The 19,902-nt window shown below is 71.6% G+C and carries 20 protein-coding genes; 14 read left to right on the top strand and 6 right to left on the bottom strand.

Features of this window, described 5'->3' with window-relative positions; genetic code table 11:
• Positions 1 to 8: 8 nt before the first annotated feature.
• Positions 9 to 926, top strand: a complete 918-nt coding sequence (locus tag BJ982_RS29720; protein WP_311772290.1) for a TIGR03619 family F420-dependent LLM class oxidoreductase — start codon at positions 9 to 11, stop codon at positions 924 to 926.
• A 71-nt stretch (positions 927 to 997) separates the two neighbouring features.
• Here BJ982_RS29720 and BJ982_RS29715 read toward each other — a convergent pair whose 3' ends face one another.
• A complete protein-coding gene (locus BJ982_RS29715) occupies positions 998 to 1,585 on the bottom strand; it encodes a TetR/AcrR family transcriptional regulator (RefSeq protein WP_184885481.1) in 588 nt (195 codons plus the stop codon).
• 73 nt (positions 1,586 to 1,658) lie between these two features.
• Here BJ982_RS29715 and BJ982_RS29710 point away from each other — a divergent pair, with 73 nt between their 5' ends.
• Complete coding sequence (locus BJ982_RS29710; RefSeq protein ID WP_184885479.1) at positions 1,659 to 2,474, top strand: class I SAM-dependent methyltransferase; 816 nt, start codon at positions 1,659 to 1,661, stop codon at positions 2,472 to 2,474.
• 499 nt (positions 2,475 to 2,973) lie between these two features.
• Here BJ982_RS29710 and BJ982_RS29705 read toward each other — a convergent pair whose 3' ends face one another.
• Positions 2,974 to 3,438, bottom strand: a complete 465-nt coding sequence (locus BJ982_RS29705; RefSeq protein WP_184885477.1) for an ATP-binding protein — start codon at positions 3,436 to 3,438, stop codon at positions 2,974 to 2,976.
• A gap of 173 nt (positions 3,439 to 3,611) precedes the next feature.
• Here BJ982_RS29705 and BJ982_RS29700 point away from each other — a divergent pair, with 173 nt between their 5' ends.
• From BJ982_RS29700 to BJ982_RS29690, 3 genes are all read left to right on the top strand, one after another.
• Positions 3,612 to 4,889, top strand: a complete 1,278-nt coding sequence (locus BJ982_RS29700) for an NsdA family TPR-like regulatory protein (protein WP_184885475.1) — start codon at positions 3,612 to 3,614, stop codon at positions 4,887 to 4,889.
• A 75-nt stretch (positions 4,890 to 4,964) separates the two neighbouring features.
• A complete protein-coding gene (locus BJ982_RS29695) occupies positions 4,965 to 5,777 on the top strand; it encodes an aminoglycoside 3'-phosphotransferase (RefSeq protein ID WP_184885473.1) in 813 nt (270 codons plus the stop codon).
• A 187-nt stretch (positions 5,778 to 5,964) separates the two neighbouring features.
• The gene (locus BJ982_RS29690; RefSeq protein ID WP_184885471.1) at positions 5,965 to 6,885 is read left to right on the top strand and encodes an aminoglycoside phosphotransferase/kinase family protein; all 921 of its coding nucleotides are present in this window, start codon (positions 5,965 to 5,967) and stop codon (positions 6,883 to 6,885) included.
• Positions 6,886 to 7,564: 679 nt separating this feature from the next.
• Here the strand turns inward: BJ982_RS29690 and BJ982_RS29685 are convergent.
• Positions 7,565 to 8,350 carry an aminotransferase class IV gene (locus BJ982_RS29685; protein ID WP_184885469.1) on the bottom strand — a complete coding sequence of 262 codons (786 nt, stop codon included), beginning with the start codon at positions 8,348 to 8,350 and terminating at the stop codon, positions 7,565 to 7,567.
• A 79-nt stretch (positions 8,351 to 8,429) separates the two neighbouring features.
• The gene (locus BJ982_RS29680; RefSeq protein ID WP_184885467.1) at positions 8,430 to 9,137 is read right to left on the bottom strand and encodes a hypothetical protein; all 708 of its coding nucleotides are present in this window, start codon (positions 9,135 to 9,137) and stop codon (positions 8,430 to 8,432) included.
• A gap of 141 nt (positions 9,138 to 9,278) precedes the next feature.
• Here BJ982_RS29680 and BJ982_RS29675 point away from each other — a divergent pair, with 141 nt between their 5' ends.
• Both BJ982_RS29675 and BJ982_RS29670 read left to right on the top strand, forming a co-directional pair.
• Positions 9,279 to 10,061 (top strand): HAD-IIA family hydrolase, encoded by a 783-nt coding sequence (locus BJ982_RS29675; RefSeq protein ID WP_239122974.1) that lies wholly within the window; start codon positions 9,279 to 9,281, stop codon positions 10,059 to 10,061.
• Positions 10,062 to 10,122: 61 nt separating this feature from the next.
• The gene (locus BJ982_RS29670) at positions 10,123 to 10,761 is read left to right on the top strand and encodes a hypothetical protein (protein WP_184885465.1); all 639 of its coding nucleotides are present in this window, start codon (positions 10,123 to 10,125) and stop codon (positions 10,759 to 10,761) included.
• Positions 10,762 to 10,791: 30 nt separating this feature from the next.
• Here BJ982_RS29670 and arfB read toward each other — a convergent pair whose 3' ends face one another.
• Positions 10,792 to 11,217, bottom strand: a complete 426-nt coding sequence (arfB, locus tag BJ982_RS29665; RefSeq protein ID WP_184885463.1) for an alternative ribosome rescue aminoacyl-tRNA hydrolase ArfB — start codon at positions 11,215 to 11,217, stop codon at positions 10,792 to 10,794.
• 410 nt (positions 11,218 to 11,627) lie between these two features.
• Between arfB and BJ982_RS29660 the strand changes: the two genes are divergently transcribed.
• From BJ982_RS29660 to BJ982_RS29640, 5 genes are all read left to right on the top strand, one after another.
• Positions 11,628 to 12,479, top strand: coding sequence for a hypothetical protein (locus BJ982_RS29660; protein WP_184885461.1), 852 nt, complete (start codon positions 11,628 to 11,630; stop codon positions 12,477 to 12,479).
• Positions 12,480 to 12,499: 20 nt separating this feature from the next.
• Complete coding sequence (locus tag BJ982_RS29655; protein WP_184885459.1) at positions 12,500 to 13,105, top strand: HAD family hydrolase; 606 nt, start codon at positions 12,500 to 12,502, stop codon at positions 13,103 to 13,105.
• A gap of 88 nt (positions 13,106 to 13,193) precedes the next feature.
• Complete coding sequence (locus tag BJ982_RS29650) at positions 13,194 to 13,472, top strand: GlsB/YeaQ/YmgE family stress response membrane protein (RefSeq protein WP_184885457.1); 279 nt, start codon at positions 13,194 to 13,196, stop codon at positions 13,470 to 13,472.
• 184 nt (positions 13,473 to 13,656) lie between these two features.
• Positions 13,657 to 15,246: an alkaline phosphatase D family protein gene (locus tag BJ982_RS29645; protein WP_184885455.1), complete on the top strand. Its 1,590-nt coding sequence runs from the start codon at positions 13,657 to 13,659 to the stop codon at positions 15,244 to 15,246.
• A 29-nt stretch (positions 15,247 to 15,275) separates the two neighbouring features.
• Positions 15,276 to 16,724 carry an FG-GAP-like repeat-containing protein gene (locus BJ982_RS29640; protein ID WP_184885454.1) on the top strand — a complete coding sequence of 483 codons (1,449 nt, stop codon included), beginning with the start codon at positions 15,276 to 15,278 and terminating at the stop codon, positions 16,722 to 16,724.
• On the opposite strand, the gene BJ982_RS29635 is transcribed toward BJ982_RS29640, so the two are convergent.
• Positions 16,643 to 17,320 carry an ATP-binding protein gene (locus tag BJ982_RS29635; RefSeq protein WP_184885453.1) on the bottom strand — a complete coding sequence of 226 codons (678 nt, stop codon included), beginning with the start codon at positions 17,318 to 17,320 and terminating at the stop codon, positions 16,643 to 16,645. The two genes, BJ982_RS29640 and BJ982_RS29635, sit on opposite strands and share 82 nt — an antisense overlap.
• A gap of 258 nt (positions 17,321 to 17,578) precedes the next feature.
• Between BJ982_RS29635 and BJ982_RS29630 the strand changes: the two genes are divergently transcribed.
• Positions 17,579 to 18,940 (top strand): helix-turn-helix domain-containing protein, encoded by a 1,362-nt coding sequence (locus BJ982_RS29630; protein WP_203959068.1) that lies wholly within the window; start codon positions 17,579 to 17,581, stop codon positions 18,938 to 18,940.
• On the top strand, positions 18,937 to 19,848 hold the full coding sequence (locus tag BJ982_RS29625; protein ID WP_184885452.1) for a phosphotransferase enzyme family protein: 912 nt from the start codon (positions 18,937 to 18,939) through the stop codon (positions 19,846 to 19,848). The genes BJ982_RS29630 and BJ982_RS29625 overlap by 4 nt, the downstream gene beginning before the upstream one ends.
• Positions 19,849 to 19,902: the final 54 nt, after the last annotated feature.

The following is a 19,902-nucleotide window of genomic DNA, read 5'->3' as shown; positions in this document are numbered from 1 at the left end:
GCGGTCATATGGTGGTGACCATGAAAATTGGCTTCGGGGTACCGGTTTCGGGTCCGTGGGCGACGCCCGCGAACATGGTCCGTGTCGCGCGGCGGGCGCAGGAGCTCGGCTACGCGTCGCTGTGGGCGTTCCAGCGGCTTCTGTATCCGGTGGGTCACCCGATGGGCCCGGTCTACCGATCGGTGCAGGACCCGATCGTCACGCTGTCGTTCCTCGCGGGCGTCACCGAGGACATCCGGCTCGGCCTCGCGATCGTGAACCTGCCCTTCTACTCCCCGGCGCTGCTCGCCAAGCAGCTCGCCACGCTGCAGGACGTCTCGGGCGGGCGCCTGGACGCGGGGCTCGGCCTCGGGTGGCTGGCGGAGGAGTTCACCGCCTCGGGCGTCCCCATGGCCGCGCGCGGCCGCCGGGCGGTGGAGTACCTGCAGGTGCTGCGGCGGCTGTGGACCGAGGACCTCGTCTCGCACAAGGGCGAGTTCTACGAGGTGCCGCCCGCGCACCTGGACCCCAAGCCCCGGCCGGGCCCGCCGCCCGTGCTGCTCGGCGGGACCGCCGAGCCGGCGCTGCGCCGCGCGGGCGAGCTGGCCGACGGCTGGATCAGCTCCAGCCGCACCGACCTGTCCGCCATCCAGGACCAGATCCGCATCATCAAGGACGCTGCCCGGGCGGCGGGCCGCGATCCGGAGTCGCTGCGCTTCATCTGCCGGGGCTCCACCAAGGTGCGCGAGGCCGGCCTGCCCGGCCGTCCCATGCTCACCGGCTCGCTCGACGAGATCCGCGCCGACGTCGAACGCCTCTCCACCACTGGTCTGACCGAGCTGTTCCACGACCTCAACTTCGACCCCGAGATGGTCGCCCCGGGCACCGACGCCGCCGAGTCCATGCGCCGCGCCGAGGAGGCGCTCACGGCCCTGGCCCCGTCCTGACGCCGTGCGGGCCCGTCGTGACCGCGGCGGGCCCGCACGGTGTGCCCGCCGCGGCCCGGCCGGGGCCGTGGTCAGGGGAGGGCTTTGGCGATGATCGTGTTCACCGTCCTGAGGACGGTCTCGGTCCGCGGCGGGGTGCCGGTGCGGTCGGCGAACAGGTGGTGGGTGGCGCCGATCAGGGTGGGGGCCAGGGTCTCGACGTCGGCGTCGGGGGCGAGGCGGCCGAGAGCGCGTTCGGCGGTGAGGTAGGAGGTGATCATCGCGGCGCCCTCGGCCAGGATGGGGATGCCGGAGGGCCAGGTGCGGCGCAGGCGGGCGCGCAGCTCGTCCCGGAAGATGATCAGGGGCACGATGGCCACGGCGACCGAGTCGAACAGGTCCGTGAGCACGCCGGTGAGGTTGCCGGCGACGGTGCCGGTTCCCGCCGTCTCCAGCACGGCGACCGCCTGAGGGGCCATGCGGGCGGCGCGGTCGAGCACGAACTCGGCGAGGAAGCCGTCGAAGTCGTCGAAGTGCCGGTGCAGGACGCCCTTGGCGCAGCCCGCCTCCGTGGTGACGGCCCGGCTGGTCAGCGCGCTCGGCCCGTCGCGCAGCAGCACGCGTTCCGCCGCGTCGAAGAGTTGCTCCCTGACGTCGCGGATGGCCACGCCCGTCGGCATGGTGGATCCCTCACTCCCTCGTCGTGCGGCCCACGCGGTTGTCGAGTGGGCATGTGCCCACTATGGTGGGCGCATGCCCACCATACCTTCGCAGGAAGAGCCTCCCCAGCAGCTCCACCGGTTGCGGCAGGTCGCGGAGTCCTTCGGCGCGGACGCCGAACGCTACGACCGGGCCCGCCCCGGCTACCCCGACGCCATGGTGGCCCGGATCGTCGCCGCCAGTCCCGGACCCGACGTCCTGGACGTCGGCTGCGGCACCGGCATAGCGTCCCGGCTGTTCCGGGCGGCCGGGTGCCGGGTGCTCGGCGTCGACGCCGACGCGCGGATGGCCGAACCGGCCCGGCGCGACGGGCTGGAGGTCGAGGTGGCGACGTTCGAGGCGTGGGACCCCGCCGGGCGGGAGTTCGACGCGGTCATCGCCGGACAGGCGTGGCACTGGGTGGACGCGGTCGCGGGCGCGGCCAAGGCGGCGCGCGTGCTGCGCCCCGGCGGCCGGCTGGCGGTGTTCTGGAACGTCGCCGAGCTGCCCGCCGACCTGGCGGAGCGGTCCGCCGAGATCTATCGGCGCGTACTGCCCGACCTGCCGGTCAACGGCGCGGCGACGTCCCCCATGGAGGGCTACGGGGTGATGGCCGCCAAGGCGGCGGACGGGATACGGCAGGCGGGCGCGTTCGGCGAGCCGGAGGAGTGGCGGTTCCCCTGGGAGCTGCACTACACGCGCGACGAGTGGCTCGACGTCCTCCCCACCCACGGCTTCCACACCCGGCTCCCGCCGGACCTGCTCCAGGAACTCCTCACCGCCACCGGGGCGGCCATAGACGCGGTCGGCGGCGGCTTCACCATGCGCTACACCACCCTGGCCCTCACCACGGCCCGCACCGCCGCCTGACCCCACCGCGCGATGCCCCACGGCACGCGGTTCTCCGAGCTCCGCGGCTCGCCGGCGCGCGGTTATGGCCGTGAAGCGGGTCATCTAGACGACTGCGTAGAACGATACGAAGTGATCGAGCCCACCCGTGCGGTCGTGGCCGATCACCGTAAGCCCATCCACGAGCGCGCAACCCCCGACCCGGCAGTGATCGACATTCGCGCAGCCTGCGGTTCTCTTGTCGAACGGCACGGAAGTCGCTGGCTCGGCGGCTCGCCCGCGTGCAGTTATGGGGTGGGCTCGCGGCGCCCGGCCACGATGGTGCCGCACGGGTGGGCTCAACACACCTCAACCACCACAAACCACCCTTCACCTTGACCTCGCCGTACAGCCGGCCATCCAGACGACTCGCAGAGTCATCGAAGTGATCGAGCCCACCCGTGCGGCACCGTCGTGGCCGATCGCCGTGAGCCCACCCAAACCTGCGCGGCGACCGGATGTGCGGTGGTGAATCGCGCGGTCAGGCCTCCTGGTAGGTGGCGCGCCGGTCGTGTGCGCAGGGAGGACGGTCGCCGTCCAGGGGTGGGGACTGTGGGGCGAGTGTGAACCAGACCGTGCAGCCGGTGGTGTCCTTGATGAAGCCCCAGCGCCTGGAGAGGGCGCGGACGAGGGTGATGCCGCGCCCGTGCTCGGTCAGAGCGTCGGGGGCGGCGCGGCAGGGGCACGGCGCAGTGGCTCCTCCCTGGTCGGTGACCTTGACCTGCACGGTTCCGTCCCATTCGACGAGGACGGTGACCGGGATCCGCGGGGACGCCGTATGGGCCACCGCGTTGGTGAAGATCTCCGAGAACAGGAGCACGGCGTCGTCGCGACGCGGGTGGTCGGCGAGGATCTTGCGCAGCCAGCGCCGGGCCTCCCCGGCCGATACTTCTCTACCAGGGAAAACCGCGCTTTCCTGCCGTCCATCGTAAGAATAGATTCTCATCGGCCCGGGGTGTCCTTCCACAGGGGGGAATTCCGGCCTCCAAGACAACCGGCGGCGCACGGCAAACGAACGATCTTCTCGGCGACCGCCGCTCCAACTTTTCTCGCTCACAGGGCTTTGCTTTTCTGGACTTTCCATTACGCTCCGCAGTGCGACCGTCACTGGAGGTAGGTATGGGACGGCAGAAGACGTTGTTCGAGCAGGCGTGCGAGGAGCGCGGCTGGAACCGGCCCGCGACCTTCCTGGCGGCGTTCACGCAGGCGGCGTACATGATCGGCGAACCTTCCGAGCTGACCGACCGCCAGTTCCGCCGCTGGTGCATGCCCGATCCGCCCCAGCCTCGCCGACGAGCGTGGCGGGTACTGTACGCCATGTTCGGGGTTAATCCGGCCGACCTTGGTTTCCCGCCCGCGCCGTACGGTGAAATAAACCCACGTAGGTTCCTAATAACGGACGAAATAGAGGAATCGGACGTGGACCGTCGTACATTCGTGACGACTGCAATGGGAACAACGGCGGCCATGGCCGTGGGCACTTTCACAGCTCCGGAACCGGTCGGCGCGCAGCAGGTCCAGGAGTTGCGCGCTGGACTTCACGCCCTCCGTACTCTGGGCAACGCCCACGGCGGCACCGAGGTCGCCACGCTGGTCGTCCGGCACCTGCACCGCATCCGCCGGATCATCGAGACCGGTTCCTACCCCGACTCGGTGGGCGGCCAGCTCCGTCTCCTGGCCGGGGAGACCTCGAACTTCTGCGCTTACGTGTACTTCGACGCCTGTGAGCACGAAACGGCGCGCCATTACTGGAACGAGGGGCTGACCATCGGCACGACGTTGGACAGCACCGAGCTCAAAGTCCAATCCCTGTCGATGCTCGGCCTCCAGGCCATCTACGAGGGGCGGCCCCGGCACGCCCGTGACCTGCTCACCGCGGCGACCCACCACGCCAAACCCCTCGAATGCCCGATCTTGATGGCGGTGATCGCCAGCCGTGAGACCCGCGCGTTGTCGCTCATGACCGAGCATGCCGCCGCGGGCGCCCGACTGGCCGCCGCCATGCGCCTCATGGAACGGCCCGCGCGAGGACGCCCCGCCCCGGCTTGGACGTCGTTCTTCGGCCGTGCCGAACTGGAGGCCACCCAGGCACACCTGTACGCGAACGCCGGTAAGCACAAGTCGGCGGTGCCGTACTTCCGGGCCTCGGTCGCCCACACCGGCGGCTCCTATGTCCGCAACCGCACGGCCGCGCAGCTCAACCTCGCCGACGTCCTCCTCCGGGCGGGCGAGGTGGACGAGGCCGCCGCCATCGCCGCCGCGAGCACCGGCGGCCTCCGAGAGGTCTCCTCGCGCCGGGTCCTGCGCCAGGCCGCCAAGGTCCGCGACGGGCTGGCCTTGGCCGACACCCCGAACGCCCACACTTCCGCCGAAGCCCTGACACACCACCTCGCCTGACGGCCCCTTCGGCGGGCCCGGTGCCCGGTAAACCGTTTGCCGCTCGGGCCGCCCTCTTGGGACGATCACGTCCTTATGAGCGGTCACGTCGTAGCAGAGATCCCGACCGGTCCGGTCGCCATCCCCGCCGTCGTCGCGGCGCTCGCCGGCGACGACACGGTCACTCCGGTGTGGCGCAACGAACTCGGCGGCCTGACGTTCCGCCTTGAGGACGGGCGCGGCGGCGTCAGGTACGTCAAGTGGGTGGCGGCCGGCACGCCGGAGATCGACCTTCCTGGCGAAGCCGCCCGCCTGGCCTGGGCGCAGAGATGGGTGACCGTCCCGCCCGTCATCGAGCACGGCACGGACGCCGACGGCGCGTGGCTGGTCACGGCGGCGGTCCACGGCCGCTCGGCGGTGGACCCGCGGTGGATCGCCGACCCGGCGGCCGCGGCGGCCGCCATCGGGCGAGGGCTGCGCGTGCTGCACGACGCCCTGCCCGTGGAGCAGTGCCCGTTCGAGTGGAGCGTCGAGCGGCGGCTCGCCCGCGCCGACGAGCGCATCGCCGACGGTGAAGGCCCGGCCGACCGGTTCCCCGAGCACCGGCACCTCGATCTCGCCGAGTCCCGGGCGCGCCTCGGCGCGCCGCCCCCCATCGATCGCCTGGTCGTCTGCCACGGCGACGCGTGCGCCCCCAACACGCTGCTCCACGACGACGGCACGTTCGCCGCGCACGTCGACCTGGGCTCCCTCGGCGTCGCCGACCGGTGGGCCGACCTCGCGGTCGCCGCCTGGAGCACCGAGTGGAACCACGGCCCGGGGTACGACGGCATCGTGTACGAGGCGTACGGCATCGCCCCGGACCCGGAACGCATCGCGTACTACCGGCTGCTCTGGGACATGGCCTGAGCGGATGTTCTCGATCCCATAGTGATCTTGCTGGTACGGCATGGGATGTCAGCGAGAAGTAGCGGTGCCCAGCGGGGCGGAGCCGGCTCCGGTGCCTGTGACACGGGCGCGGCGATCCTGCGGGACGCGGCGCACGCGCACGGCCATCGCTTCCATTGCGTTCGGTGGACATGGCACAGTCCTCAGTGTGCTGGTGGGCGATCTGCGGGGCTGGTTGCCGGCTTGGTGTCTGGACCATCTGGGGTGTGAACCCGCCGACGTGCTGTTCCAGCTACGACAGACGTCGATGGTGTTCGGTCTCCGGTTGGCCGATGGTAGGGACGTCGCGGTCAAGGCGCGCGCTGATGACGGTCGGGCCGTGTCATGCGTCGCGGCGCAGGCCCGGTTGGCCGAACGCGGTTTTCCCTGTGCGCGGCCACTGACGCCGGCGGTCGGTGTCGGCGCGCTGGCCGTGCACGCCGAGGAGTTCCGGCCCGGCGGTGAGGTGTTGCACGGGGACTCGCCGGACGTGGCCGTGCGCTACGCAGAGGTGTTCGCCTGGTTGATGGCCGAGCTGATCGACGTGACCGTCGCGCCGCCGCTGCCGAATCCGCGCTGGGTGCGTTGGGACCACACGGATCACGGGGTGTGGCCGGCGATCGAGTTCCTCGATGACCGGGACCAGAGCGCCGTGCCCGCGTACGTCATCGAGACGGCCGACCGGGTCCGCAGGCGGATGCTGGCCGCCGACCTGCCGTGCGTGCTCGGTCACGCCGACTTCGAGGCGCAGAACCTCCGATGGCACGGCCGGGAGGTGTGGGCGGTGCACGACTGGGACAGCCTGGCGTGGCAACCGGAGGCGGCGCTGGTGGGAGCGGCGAGTGGCGCGTTCGCCAGCGCCGGGCCGCCCACGCTGGCGCCGATCGAAAGCTCCGAGGCGTTCCTAGCCGCTTATCAGGACATTCGGGAGCGCTCGTTCACGGCCCAGGAGCAGGAGATCGCGTGGGCGGCCGGCTTGTGGCCGGCGGCGCACAATGCCCGATGGGAAGCACTGCACGGTGACATCCCGGTGTCCGGCGATGCGCTCAGGGCACAAGCAGCCGAACGCCTCCGCCGAGCGAACGCCTAGCACCGGCGGCGAACCCGGCGACCGAGACGCCGGACGGCCGGGCATCAGGTGGCCGTCGCGGGAGACCGTCCAATCTGACAAAGATCGCTCTGAGGCATCTCAAGCTTGTGAACTGCGCGGCCCGCCCGTGCAGGTCTGTTGTGGTTGCTCACCGTGAGCCCACCCTTCAGTGCGCAGGTGCGAGGCGTGATTGGTGGGTGAGTCGCTGGCGCTATCGGGCGATTTGATCTGCGCGTGTTCGGGCGCCTGGGTTACGCGCGTTGTGGGGTGGGATCGCGGTGATCAGCCACAATGGTGGTGCACGGGTGGGCTCAACACACCCCAGCCGGTGAATCCCCTTGGTTCCGACCCTTCCGAGTTTTGTAGGCTGCGCGGCCCACCCGTGCCGGTCCGTTGTGGTTGCTCACTGCAAGCCCACCCATTGCTGCTACAGGCAAGGGCGGCGTGGTTGTTGAGTGGGCGGCCGTCGTTGTCGGGCGTTTGATCCGTACGCGTTCAGGGGCCTGGGTTACGCGCGCTGTGGGGTGGGATCGCGGTGATCGGCTACGAAGGCGGTGCGCGGGTGGGCTCAACACACCTCAGCCGGTGAAATCGCCTCATTGTCGGGTCTTGAGGAGTCCGGTGTCCGGGCAGCCCCTCCGGGCCGGCCTGTTGTCGTTGCTCACCGTTGCCGCCGAGGTCAGAGCAGGTGCCAGGGGTTGCGTTCGTAGGCGTCTTGGAGGGTTTTCATCAAGGGGTAGTCGACGGGGAAGCGGCGGGAGCCGATTCTCTGGACGGACATGATGCCGCGGGAGTTGGTGAGGAAGGCGGCGCGCAGGGAGGGCAGGTCCGCCAGGCGGATGACTTGGCGGCGGGCCGGGATGCCCATCTCGGCGAGTCCTCGTTCCACCAGGGCCAGGGTGATGCCGCGCAGCATGGGGGCTTCCGGCCAGACGATGGACTCTCCGTCGGAGAAGCCGATGTTGGTGACGGCGCCTTCGGCGATGGTGCCGTCGGGGGCGACGAGCAGGGCTTCGTCGTAGCCGGCCCGTTCGGCCATGCGCAGGAAGTACTCCTGGCCGAAGCCGCCGACGTGCTTGATGTGGGCGGCCGGGCGCTGGTAGGGGGCGGGCCAGACGTTGCGCGGCGGGTTCGGAGGGTCCACGGGCGGACGGACGGTGACCATGACGCTTGGCTCGACCTCGCCCCAGGTGGGCAGGTCGCGGCCGAAGATGTACACCCGGACGGAGGCGTCGTGGACGTCGCCGGCGAGGGCGTGCCGAATGCGGGCGCGGACCACTTCGCCGTCGAGGTCGCGGCCGAACAGCTCTCTGGTCGCGGAGTCCAGGCGTTCCAGGTGCAGACTGAGCCCTCTGACCCTGCGGTCGCGGACCTGCATGGCCGTGAAGTGCCCGTAGTTGCGCAGGGCGGGGTGGCGCAGGTCGTCCACGGTGGCGGGGCGCCCGTCGATCTCGATTCGCTCCACCTTCCCGGACTCTAGCCGCACAGCCGTCGAAATGGGCAGTGACCCCGGGGAACCGGAGCGGACGGGTGGGAGCGTCGCGTTACGAGAAGGGAAACCCGCTCAGTTCGCCGTTGAAGCAGTGCCAGGCGTGGTGACGCATTCGGGGGCCATAGTCCGGATGGGTGTTCAGGGCGGTGATTCCGCGGGAGAAATCGATGTCCAGCACGCCGGCCATGTGCGCGAGGTACACGTCGAAACCGGGGTACTGCACGCCGAATTCCGGCACGTCGCGAGCGAGGTCTGCGTAGTAGAAGACCGGGTGCTCGCCGAACTCGTCCGGCTCGCCGGTGACGAGGGCGAGATGCAGGCCCACGCTTCGTCCCGGGCTGGGCAGCGGCAGGCATTCGTCGAACCGGGCCAGGGGCCGAAGCGATTCGCGTCCCCAGATGTCGTTCCAGGCCACGCCGTCCTCGTCGGGCTCGTCGAGGTCAGCGTCCTCATACCCTCGTATCTCGATCGCACGGACGAAGTCCGTCAGCGTCACCGGGGTGAGCTGATCGGTGTCCTTGTCGGCGAACCAGTCGAACCGGCGCAACAGGCTGGTGTCGAAGCCCAGCCACGTGCGCAGGCCGGGTGGGAGTGGTCGGCCACTCGGCAGCGTCAGCTTCTCCAGCGACCCGGCCGCCATCGGCTCGGGTTCACCCTCGATCCACGGTCCCAGCCATCGGTCGTGTTCGGCGAACAGCCGACCCGGGCCGGCCGTGACCGACTCGATGACCCGCTCGACGAGCCCAGCTCCATGATCCACGGGCGTGAGGCTACCAAGCCACGAGCGACGCGGCGCGTCCGCCTTGGCCGAGTCGCTCGGGAAGACCCGGACGTGCGGGTGGGGTGAGGCGGCCTGGCATTCTTGTTGCGTCGCAGGGTGGTACGCACATCCGGGAGAACGGTGAACGAGCGCAAGCCGATCGAATGCTGGCTGTCCGACATGGACGGCGTCCTGGTGCACGAGGGAAACCCCGTGCCGGGGGCCGCGGAGTTCATACGCCGGCTTCGCGATTCGGGTAAACGATTCCTGGTGTTGACGAACAACTCCATCTACACGCCGCGCGACCTTTCGGTGCGGCTGCGCGGCGTCGGGCTGGAGGTGCCGCCGGAGTCGATCTGGACCTCGGCGCTGGCGACCGCCAAGTTCCTGGGCGACCAGCGGCCGGGCGGCTCGGCGTACGTGATCGGGGAGGCGGGGCTGACCACAGCCCTGCACGAGGTCGGTTACATCCTCACCGACATCGCTCCGGACTACGTGGTGCTCGGCGAGACCCGCACCTACAGCTTCACGGCGATCACGCGGGCGATCCGGCTGATCGACGCGGGCGCGCGGTTCATCGCGACCAACCCCGACCCGATCGGGCCGTCCGCCGAGGGGTCGCTGCCGGCCTGCGGCGCGGTCGCCGCGATGATCACCAAGGCGACGGGCGTCGAGCCGTACTTCGTGGGCAAGCCGAACCCGATGATGATGCGCAGCGCGCTGAACGCCATCGACGGGCACAGCGAGACGACGGCGATGATCGGCGACCGCATGGACACCGACATCGTGGCGGGCATGGAGGCGGGGCTGCACACGATCCTCGTGCTGACGGGGGTCACGTCCAAGGACCAGATCGAGCGGTATCCGTTCCGTCCTTCGCGGGTGGTCGACTCCGTGGCCGACCTGATCGACCTGGTGGAGTAGCCGGCGTTTCACGATGGGAAACCTGTCAGGTTATGACAGCTATACGGGGAACTATGGGGTTATGACTGATGTGTATCTGGAGATCGGCCCCAAGAAGGTCTTCGCGTGCGCCCATGACTGGCCGGGGTGGTGCCGTATCGGAAAGGGCGAGGAGGACGCCCTGGAGAACCTGGCCCGATACGTCCCCCGCTACCGGGTGATCGCCGAACGGGCGGGGCTGCCGTTCGATCCGGACGCCTTCGCGGTGGTGGAGCGGGCCCGGGGCGGTACGACCACCGACTTCGGGGCCATCGAGGCGATCCCCGAACTGGACTCCCGCCCCGTGGACGCCGCGACGGCCGAGCGCGATGTCGCGCTGCTGCGCGCCGCCTGGGAGATCTTCGGCGAGGTCGTCGCGGGGTCCCCGGAGGAACTGCGCAAGGGGCCGCGCGGCGGTGGCAGGGACCGCGACAAGATGACCTCCCACGTGGTGGAGGCCGAGCGCGCCTACGCCCGCAAGATCGGCGTCCGGCACCGGCCCTTCCCATTGGGGGACCTGGCGGCCCGGGACGCGATGCGCCAAGAGATCACCGCCGTCCTGGGCGTGCCGTCCGACGGCTCACCGCCGGCCCCGGGAGGCTGGCCCCCGCGCTACACCGCCCGCCGGATGGCCTGGCACGTGATCGATCACCTGTGGGAGATGGAAGACCGCCGCGACTGACCCGGCGGCGTGGGGAAAGGGCGGCGCGGATCAGGCGTCGTCGGCGCGGCGGAGGCGCTTCAGTTCGGAGCGGTGGCGCTTGGCGGCGAGGCGGCGTTCGGCCACGCGGCGGGACGGCTTGGTGGCCCTGCGGCTCTTGGGCGGGGGAGCGATGGCCTGGGCGATCGCATGTGCCAGGCGCGCGCGGGCGGCCTCCCGGTTGCGGAGCTGGGAGCGGTATTCGGAGGCGGCGATGGTGAGCACGCCGTCGGTGAGCCGCGGCGCGAGCCGTTCCAGGGCGCGGGCCTTCAGCGGCGGGGACAGGGCCGTGGTGGCGGCGAGGTCGAAGCTCAGCTCCACACGGCTGTCGGTGGTGTTGACGCCCTGACCGCCAGGCCCGGACGAGCGGGAGAAACGCCAGGCGAGCTCGGCGTCCGGGATGACGACCGAGCCTCCGACGAGCAGCGGACCAGGCATGGCACCAGCGTAACCGGACCCTCCCGTCACCGATCAAGCCATTTGTACGGGAATACTGCCCAGCCCGGCGCGACAGAGCTCCGCGCCAAGCCATACAGCGCCATATGGAGTGAGGCCACAGGCTGACGGCGTGCGCCGTGAGGGCGTGGAGGTGAAGCCGGGCGGATGGTCCGAGGAGGGCGATGCGGGGCGGATAGTCCTAGGGAGGTGAAGCCGGGTGGATGGTGTGAGGAGGGTGATGCAGGGGCTGGGGGTGTGAAGGGGGAGGGGAGGGGTTTGGGGCTGGGGATTGTGGCTTGCCTATGTTGGCGATCGGGTTGTGGGGATCTAGCTGGTCCGGCACAGTGTGCTTGTCGTTGAGCGCCGGTCGTGCCCGGCGGTGGGCGGGGCGACTGTGGGAGGGCCGTACGGTGGCGGCGATCGTGGGCGTGCACGGCATCGGGAAGTACCGCTATTTCCAGGCGGCCGGGACGGCCGAGGGCGCGGCGGGCACCATGCGCGCCAAGTGGGACCGTTACCTGCACGCCGGCCTGACCGGCGGCGCGCCCTACACGGGGCAGTCCTACATCACCGACATCGCCTACTACGCGCACCTGCTGCGCGCCGGCACCCCCGCGGCGCTCAAGACCGATCTGCGCAAGATGGACGCCGAGTCCCAGTTCGTGCTGACCGGGTGGATGCGCCAGCTCGGCGAGGTCGGCGACTTCGCGGGGGAGCGGCTCACCGGGCTGATCCACCGGCTCGCCGAGTGGCTGCTGCTGCGGCTCGGCCCGCACGCCAAGGACTTCGCCGAGGACTTCTGCCCGGAGGTCGCCGCCTACCTGGCGAGCGCGGACGCGGCCGCGCGGGTGCGCGCCCGTGACGCCGTCGCCGCGACGATCCGCCGCCACCGGCCCGCGGTCGTCATCGCGCACTCGCTGGGCAGCGTGGTGACCTACGAGGCGCTGTGGGCGCATCCGGACCTGTCGGTGGACCTGCTGATCACCCTCGGCAGCCCTCTGGGCATGCGCGGTGTGATCTTCGAACGCCTCCAGCCGCTGCCGCAGGCCGGGCGGGGCCGGTGCCCGCGCGGGGTCCGCCGCTGGGTGAACATCGCCGACAAGGACGACATCGCCGCCATCCCGGGCGCGCTGAGGGGCTTGTTCGACGGCGTCGCGCTCGACGAGAAAGTGAACATCAACTGGGCCGACTTCCACACCGTGCGGAACTACCTCGCCTGCGGGGCCGTCAACGAGCATGTGGAGCCGTTCCTCAAAGTCTGACGTTCGGTAATATCGCGATCATGAAATGGGTGCTCTTCGACTACGGGGAAGTGCTGAGCCTGTCTCAGCCGGAGGCCGACCGCACGCGCATGGCGGAGGCGTCGGGCATCGACCCCGACCTCTTCTGGCGGGGGTACTGGGAGCATCGGCTGGAGTTCGACCGCGGCACGCTCACCCCGGCCGCGTACTGGTCGGAGGTCCTCGGCCGCCGGGTGCGCGACGCGGAGGTCGAGCTTCTGGTGCGGCTGGACATCGCGAGCTGGACCCACGCCAACGAGGGCGCCGTCGCCGTCCTGGAGGAGGTCCGCGCGTCCGGCAGGCGGGTGGCGCTGCTGTCCAACGCGCCGGTGTGCGTGGCGGACGGCATCGAACGCCTGCCGTGGATCACCACCATGAACGCCCGCTTCTACAGCGGACACCTGGGCCTGGTGAAACCCGACGCCGAGATCTACCTGCGGGTGGCCGCCGAGCTGAGCGCCCGCCCGTCCGAGTGCGTGTTCATCGACGACCGGCTCGTGAACGTCTCCGGCGCCGAGTCCGCCGGCATGGCGGCCGTCCACTTCCGTGGCGCCGACACGCTGCGGGACGGTCTCAAGGCGGTCCTGGACGGCCCGGCGACGCGGTAACACACCCCTGTTGACCTGCGCCGACGCGTATCGGTCCTCCAATTTTGGGGCATATGGAGGGCAACCGAAATAGGGAGGCGTGAAAGCGATGCACATAACCGGAATCTTCAGCGCGATCATCGTCGGTCTGGTGATCGGCGTGATCGCGCGGCTCGTCATACCTGGGCGGCAGAGCATTCCCATCTGGCTCACGATCGTGATCGGCATCGTGGCCGCGCTCATCGGCACCGCCATCGCCGGGGCGCTCGGGGTCGCCGCCACCCGGGGCATCGACTGGCTGGAACTGGTACTCCAGATCGTCCTCGCCGTCATCGGCGTGATCATCGCGGCCAGCCTGTACGGCAAGAATCGCAGCAAGGTCACTTAGCGCGGGGCGGTGGCGGCGCGGAGGCGGCGATCAGGGAACTTCGCCCGGTGTCCCGGAAGAGTACGCCTCGGCGTAGACGGACGTTCAATCACCGTGGGTAGCGCGGGCGCCTGTCCCGCAGCTGTTCACGTGGCCGACATCCGGGAATCGCCCGCAGGTCGGCCGGGGAGTCTGCACTGATGGTGTGGAGCAGAAGCCGTCACGAAGAGTATTCCTGATCGCCACCGCGGCGGGGGCCGGAGGACTCCTCGTCCCCGGCTCCGCCGCCGCCTCCGGACCGCCTCCGGCCGGCTCGCGGGCCGCCTCCACACGAGCCGGCCGCCTCGCGCCGGACCCGTTCACGCTCGGCATCGCCTCCGGGGACCCGGCGCCGGACGGTTTCGTCCTGTGGACGCGGCTCGCCCCCGACCCGCTGGCCCCCGACGGCCGCGGCGGCATGCCGTCCCGTGACGCCGACGTCGCCTGGCAGGTGGCGGCCGACGAGGGCTTCCGCCAGGTCGTGCGCGCCGGGACCGCGACCGCGCGGCCGGGCTCGGCGCACGCCGTGCACGTCGAGGTGCACGGGCTGGCGCCCGGCCGCGAGTACTTCTACCGGTTCCGCGCCGGCGGCCACGTCTCGGAGACCGGCCGCACCCGCACCGCGCCGGCGGCGTCCACCGCGACCGGCGCGTTCACGTTCGCGGCCGTCTCCTGCGCCCAGTACGAGCACGGGTTCTACACCGCCTACCGCCGGATGGCCGAGCAGCACCCCGACCTGGTGGTCCACCTCGGCGACTACATCTACGAGTACTCCGGCGGCGTCTACACCGCCGCGCAGGGCAACGTGCGCCGCCACGTGGGCGGCAAGCTGCAGACGCTCGCCGACTACCGCCTGCGGCACGCCCAGTACAAGACCGACCCCGACCTTCAGCTCGCGCACCGCACCAGCCCGTGGCTGGTCATCTTCGACGACCACGAGGTGGAGAACAACTGGGCGGCCGACGTGCCCGGCACGCAGGCCCCGGCCTTCGAGGCGCGCAAGGCGGCGGGGTTCCAGGCGTACTACGAGAACATGCCGCTGCGCGCCTCGGCCGTCGCGCGCGGACGGCACGTGAAGATCAACAGGCGGGTGGACTGGGGCGCGCTGGCCACGTTCCACCTGCTGGACACCCGCCAGTTCCGCGACGACCAGCCCTGCGGCGACGGCATGCGGTCCGGCTGCGACGAGCGGCTCGGCCAGGAGCGGGTGATGCTCGGCGAGGATCAGATGACGTGGCTCGCCGCCGGCCTCGGGGCCTCGCCCGCCACCTGGAACCTGGTCGCCCAGCAGGTCGTCGTGGGACAGCGCGACTACCGCCTCGGCCCGGGCCGCGAGCTCAACGTCGACGCCTGGGACGGCTACCCGGCCGACCGGGACCGCCTGCTGCGCGCCCTGAGCTCCTCGAACGCCGGCAACCCGGTGGTGCTCACCGGCGACGCCCACGTGGCCTCCGCCTCCGACCTCACGGCCGACTTCGACGACCCCGACGCCCGGCGGGTCGGCGTGGAGCTCGTCAGCACCTCCATCTCCAGCGACGGCGACGGGTACCACGACCCGGCCAGGGACGCGGCGCTGCTGGCGGAGAACCCGGCCCTGAGGTTCGTCAACGAGCGCCGCGGCTACATCATGTGCACCGCGGGCCCGGACGCGCTCACCGCCGACTTCAGGACGCTGGACCACATCAGCCGCAAGGGCGCCCCGGCCAGGACCGCCGCCACCTTCACCGTCCCCGCCGGCGAGCGCACCCTCACCTGAGCGCCGCCCCACCCGAGGAGATCCCGGACATGACCCCCTGGCGCGCGCCGCGCGTCCTCGCCACCACGTCCCTGGCGCTCGCCCTCACGGCCGTTCAGGCGCCCGCCCTGGCCGCCGTCCCCGCCCATGAGACCGCGGCCACGGCCGGATGCGCGGGGCCGTACCTGGCCGTGGCGGCGCCGTACGACACCGTGGACGACCAGGCGCGGGCCGGCACGGTCACGCTCTACCGGGGCGGGAAGAAGGCCGCGGTGCTCGCGCAGGGCACGGCCGGGCTCGGGGACGCGCCCGAGCGCGGCGACTCCTTCGGCGCGGCGGTGGCCTCCGGCGACTTCGACGGGGACGGGTGCGCGGACCTGGCGATCGGCGCCTCGGAGGAGTTCGCGGGCACGCCGGTCCCCGACGGCGCCGACGGCAACGGCGTCGTCCACCTGCTGCGCGGCACCGCACGCGGCCTCGTCGCGGACGGCACGCTCGACGTGACCCGCCTCGGCCGCTCCCGCGACACCGACCGCTTCGGCGCGGCGCTGACCGCGGCCGACCTGGACGGCGACGGCGACGACGAGCTGATCGCCGGCGTCCCCGGCCTGGAGGAGGGCGGCGGCGTCGGCCTGTTCGGCCTGGGCGGACGCCCGGTGCGGGGGAAGGGCACGCTGCTGACCGAGGCCACGCCGTGGATCGCCCAGGAGCACACCGAGACCGACCTGTTCGGCGCGGCGGTCGCGGCCGGCGACTTCGACGGGGACGGCAAAGCCGAGCTGGCCATCGGCGCGCCGGGGGCCAACGTGGGCGCCACCTCCGGCGTCGGCGCGGTCACGATCGCCGACCCGCGCCACAGGCAGGCGGGCGTCTACACCCAGAACAGCCCCGGCATGCCGGGGGAGGCCGAGAAGTGGGACAACCTGGGCGCCGCGCTGGCCTCCGGCGACTTCGACCGCGACGGGCGCGACGACCTGGCCATCGGCGTGCCCGGCGAGGGGCTGGACGCCTACCAGGACGGCCCGATGTACGGCAACGGCGCCGTGCACGTCCTGTACGGGACGGCGGACGGGCTGACCGCGGCGGGCAGCGAGTTCTGGTCGCGCAAGACCAAGGGTGTCACCGGCAAGAGCCTCAACACCGACAGGCTCGGCTCCGCGCTCGCGGCCGGGGACCTCAACGGGGACGGCGACGCCGAGCTCGCCGTGGGCCTGCCCGGCGCCGGCGAGGTGCTCGTGCTGGCGGGCACCCGTACCGGCGGGCTCACCGCCCACCACCACGTGGTGGTCGGCGGCCGGGCGGGACGGCCGGGCGACCAGTTCGGGTCGTCCGTCGCCATCACCGGCTCCGGGCTGGTCGTGGGCGCCCCCGGCGCGGGCAGGGTCACCGTGATCCCCGCCCGGGTCAGGAAGGGCTCCTACACGGGCCTGCGCACCTCCGACGCCCGCGCCCTGACCGGCGCGGCCGGCGGCCTGTTCGGCTTCGCGGTGTCCTCCTGAGCGCTGCGGTCGTGAACGGCGCCGTCCCGAGCGGTGTGGTCCCGGACGGTGTGGTCCCGGACGGAGGCGGGCGCGGGGAGGCGGAAGGCGACGGCCTTGGCCGGTCCGCCGCCGGAGGACAGCGTGGTCGGATAGGCGTAGCAGCGGCCGTGCGAGAGCCGGTGGGCCAGCAGCAGCCCGCGCCCGCTCTCGGCGAACATGGGGCCCGTCACGGGCGCGGTGGCCAGGCGGCGGAGGATGGCGGGGACCTCGCCGAGCTCGCCGCCGTCCACCATCTCGCACCAGACCGGGACGCCGTCCAGATGGTGGACGCGCAGCTCGTAGGGCCCGCCGGCGTGCCGCTCGGAGTTGGCGGCGAGCTCGGCCACGGTGATCTCGGCGTCGCCGATCGCGTCTTCGTTCACCCCCGCCCACGCCAGCGCGCCGCGCACGACCAGGCGGGCGACGCGGGACGCCGACCCGGGGGACAGGGCGGTGACGAGCACCGTCAGCCGCGTGGAGCTCCGGGGGATCCGCAGGCCGTCGCGGGCGGGCCGCTCCTGCGCCGTGACCCCGGTGCGATGGAGAGCCTTGGTGACGGGCTGCTCGGCGCGCATCAGTCGATCACTCCTTGTGATCTATCGACCTCGGTGACGGACGGAGGAAGCGCGCGGTGATTCCTCCGGGGTGTGAACCCGATGGTGGGGGAAGTTTGCACCCGGTGGGAAGCAGTACCACCGATAGCCATCCCGGATCTGCCTCTGATCGGCCGAACCGATCAGCCCGGGCGATCGCTCCTCCCGTTCCCCCCTCCGCGACCTCTTGTCACCTGGTTAATTGGGAGGTCAGCTCACTTGGCTTTTCGAAAGGTCGGCATGAACGTCACTCATGCGAGCGAGCAGACCATCAGCTTCACCGTCTGGGAGAGACCGCAAATGCGGCAGGCCCTCTCGGCCCGTGACATCGCCACCGTTTATCTCCTCCTCCAACGCATCGGCGTCTCCCAGCGCCGCATCGCCGCGCTCACCGGCCAGTCACAGTCCGAGATCTCCGAGATCATGAACGGGCGTCAGGTCATGGCCTACGACGTGCTCGCGCGCATCGCGGACGGCCTCGGCGTCCCGCGCGGGTACATGGGCCTGGCCTACGACGACACCGCCATGCCCGCGCTCGCGCCGGCGCTCCCCGGGGACGACGCCGACGAGGACGAGAGGGCGCGCCGCCTGCTGGCCCACGCCGCCCAGGTCGCCATCGGGGCGAGCGTGGCCGATCTCGACGACTGGAGCCTGCCGGTGAACCGCGTCGACACCCCGGTCCCGTGCAGGATCGGCGACACCGAGGTGGACCAGGTCGAGTCGATCACCAAGGCCCTGCGCCATCTCGACTACCGCTACGGCGGCGGCATCTGCCGGGACTCGATCGTGGCGCAGCTCTCCTGGTCCCAGCGCCTGCTGGGCGCATCCTGCTCGGAGGAGGTCGAGATCCGCCTGCACCGTGCGCTGGCCGACCAGCACAACCTCGCCGGGTGGACGTCCTTCGACGTCGGCCTGCACGTCCACGCCCGCCGGCACCTGGCGCGCGCGCTGGAACAGGCCAAGCACGCGGGCGACGCCTCCCTCGCGGCCAACGCCCTCTACCGGATGGGCCGCGTCTTCCTGCACATCGGCCGCGTCGAGGACGCCCTGCGGTTCTTCCAGCTCGGCCAGATCTGCGCCCAGGACGCGAGCTGCGAGCTGACCGTCGCCATGCTGTGCGCCAACGAGGCGTGGGCCTACGGACTGCTCGGGGACCGCAGGCTGGCGCTGAAGTCGATGCACCGGGCCCGTGACGAGTTCATGCGCTCCGACTCCCTGGGGGCCCCCGAATGGGTCAGGTTCTTCGGCCAGGCCGACCTCAAGGCCGCCGAGGGCATGACGCATTCCGCGCTGTCGTACCACTATCCCGGACATCTGGAGAAGGCGGCGGACTGCCTGTCGGGCAGCGTGCGCCAGCGCGGCGACACCTACGTGCGCAGCAAGGTGTTCGAGCTGATCGCGCTCGCGACCGCGCAGCTCATGCTCCGCGACGTCGAGAACGGCGTGGACAACGGGAACGAGGCCGTCACCCTGGTCACCCAGATCAGGTCGGTCAGGACGGTGGACCGGCTCAAGCCGCTGCAGGCCGCGGCGGCGGAGCTGCCGCACGACCCCGAGGTGCGGGAGCTGGGCCGGCGCATCGCCGACGTGCGCGCCCTATGAGCCTCACCACGGTCGACCCCTCGGGGGGCCTCACCCGCGACAACCTTCGCTCGCTGCTGGCCGCCGTCTGCGCCGGCACCGGCCTGGACCCGGCCCACGCCGAGCTGATCAAGTTCACCAACAACGCCGTCTTCCGGCTCGCCGCGGACCCGGTGGTCGTCCGCATCGCCGGGTCCACCGCCGCGCGCGAGCGCGTGGACACGGTCGTGCGGGTCGCGTGCTGGCTGGAGCGCCACCGCTTTCCCGCGGTGCGGCTGCTCGCGGGCGTCGAGCAGCCCATCCGGCTGGACGGCCAGGTGATCACGCTGTGGGAGCGGGTGCAGGACAACGGGCCGCGCCCGGACGGCGCCCAGCTCGCGGGTCTGCTGCGCCGCCTGCACCGCCTGCCGCCTCCGCCCGGCGGGCTGCCGCCCTGGTCGCCGATGGACGAGGTGCGCAGGCGCCTGGCGGAGCCGGAGGAACTGTCGGCGGAGGACCACGCGTTCCTGCTGCGCGAGTGCGACGAGGTCGAGGCGTCGCTGGCCGGGCTGCGGTTCGTGCTGCCGCCCGGCGTCATCCACGGCGACGCGTTCCTCGGCAACCTCATCGCCGGGCGGCGCGGCCCCGTGCTGTGCGACTTCGACAGCACGAGCGTCGGCCCGCGCGAGTGGGACCTGACGCCGGTGGCGGTGGGCCGCCTGCGCCTGGACTACCCGGGCGACGACCACGCCCCGCTGGCCAGGCGGTACGGCCTCGACGTGATGGGCTGGGAGGGCTTCCCCGTGCTGCGCCGCCTGCGGGAGCTGAAGCTCGTCACCAGCGTGCTGCCCATCCTGCGCAGCAACCCGGCCGTGCGCGCCCAGTGGGAGCACCGCATGCGCACCTACAAGGCCGGCGACCTGACCACGAGGTGGCAGCCGTACCAGTGAAGGGCCGGGGCGGCCCCCTCCGCACCAGGGGCGTGCCTCGCACCCGTGCCCCGC

Origin of the sequence: Sphaerisporangium siamense (genome assembly GCF_014205275.1) — a bacterium.
In the GTDB taxonomy this organism is placed as follows: domain Bacteria; phylum Actinomycetota; class Actinomycetes; order Streptosporangiales; family Streptosporangiaceae; genus Sphaerisporangium; species Sphaerisporangium siamense.
Note: the sequence above shows the minus strand (reverse complement) of the source record. Positions and strands in the feature narration are given on the sequence as shown.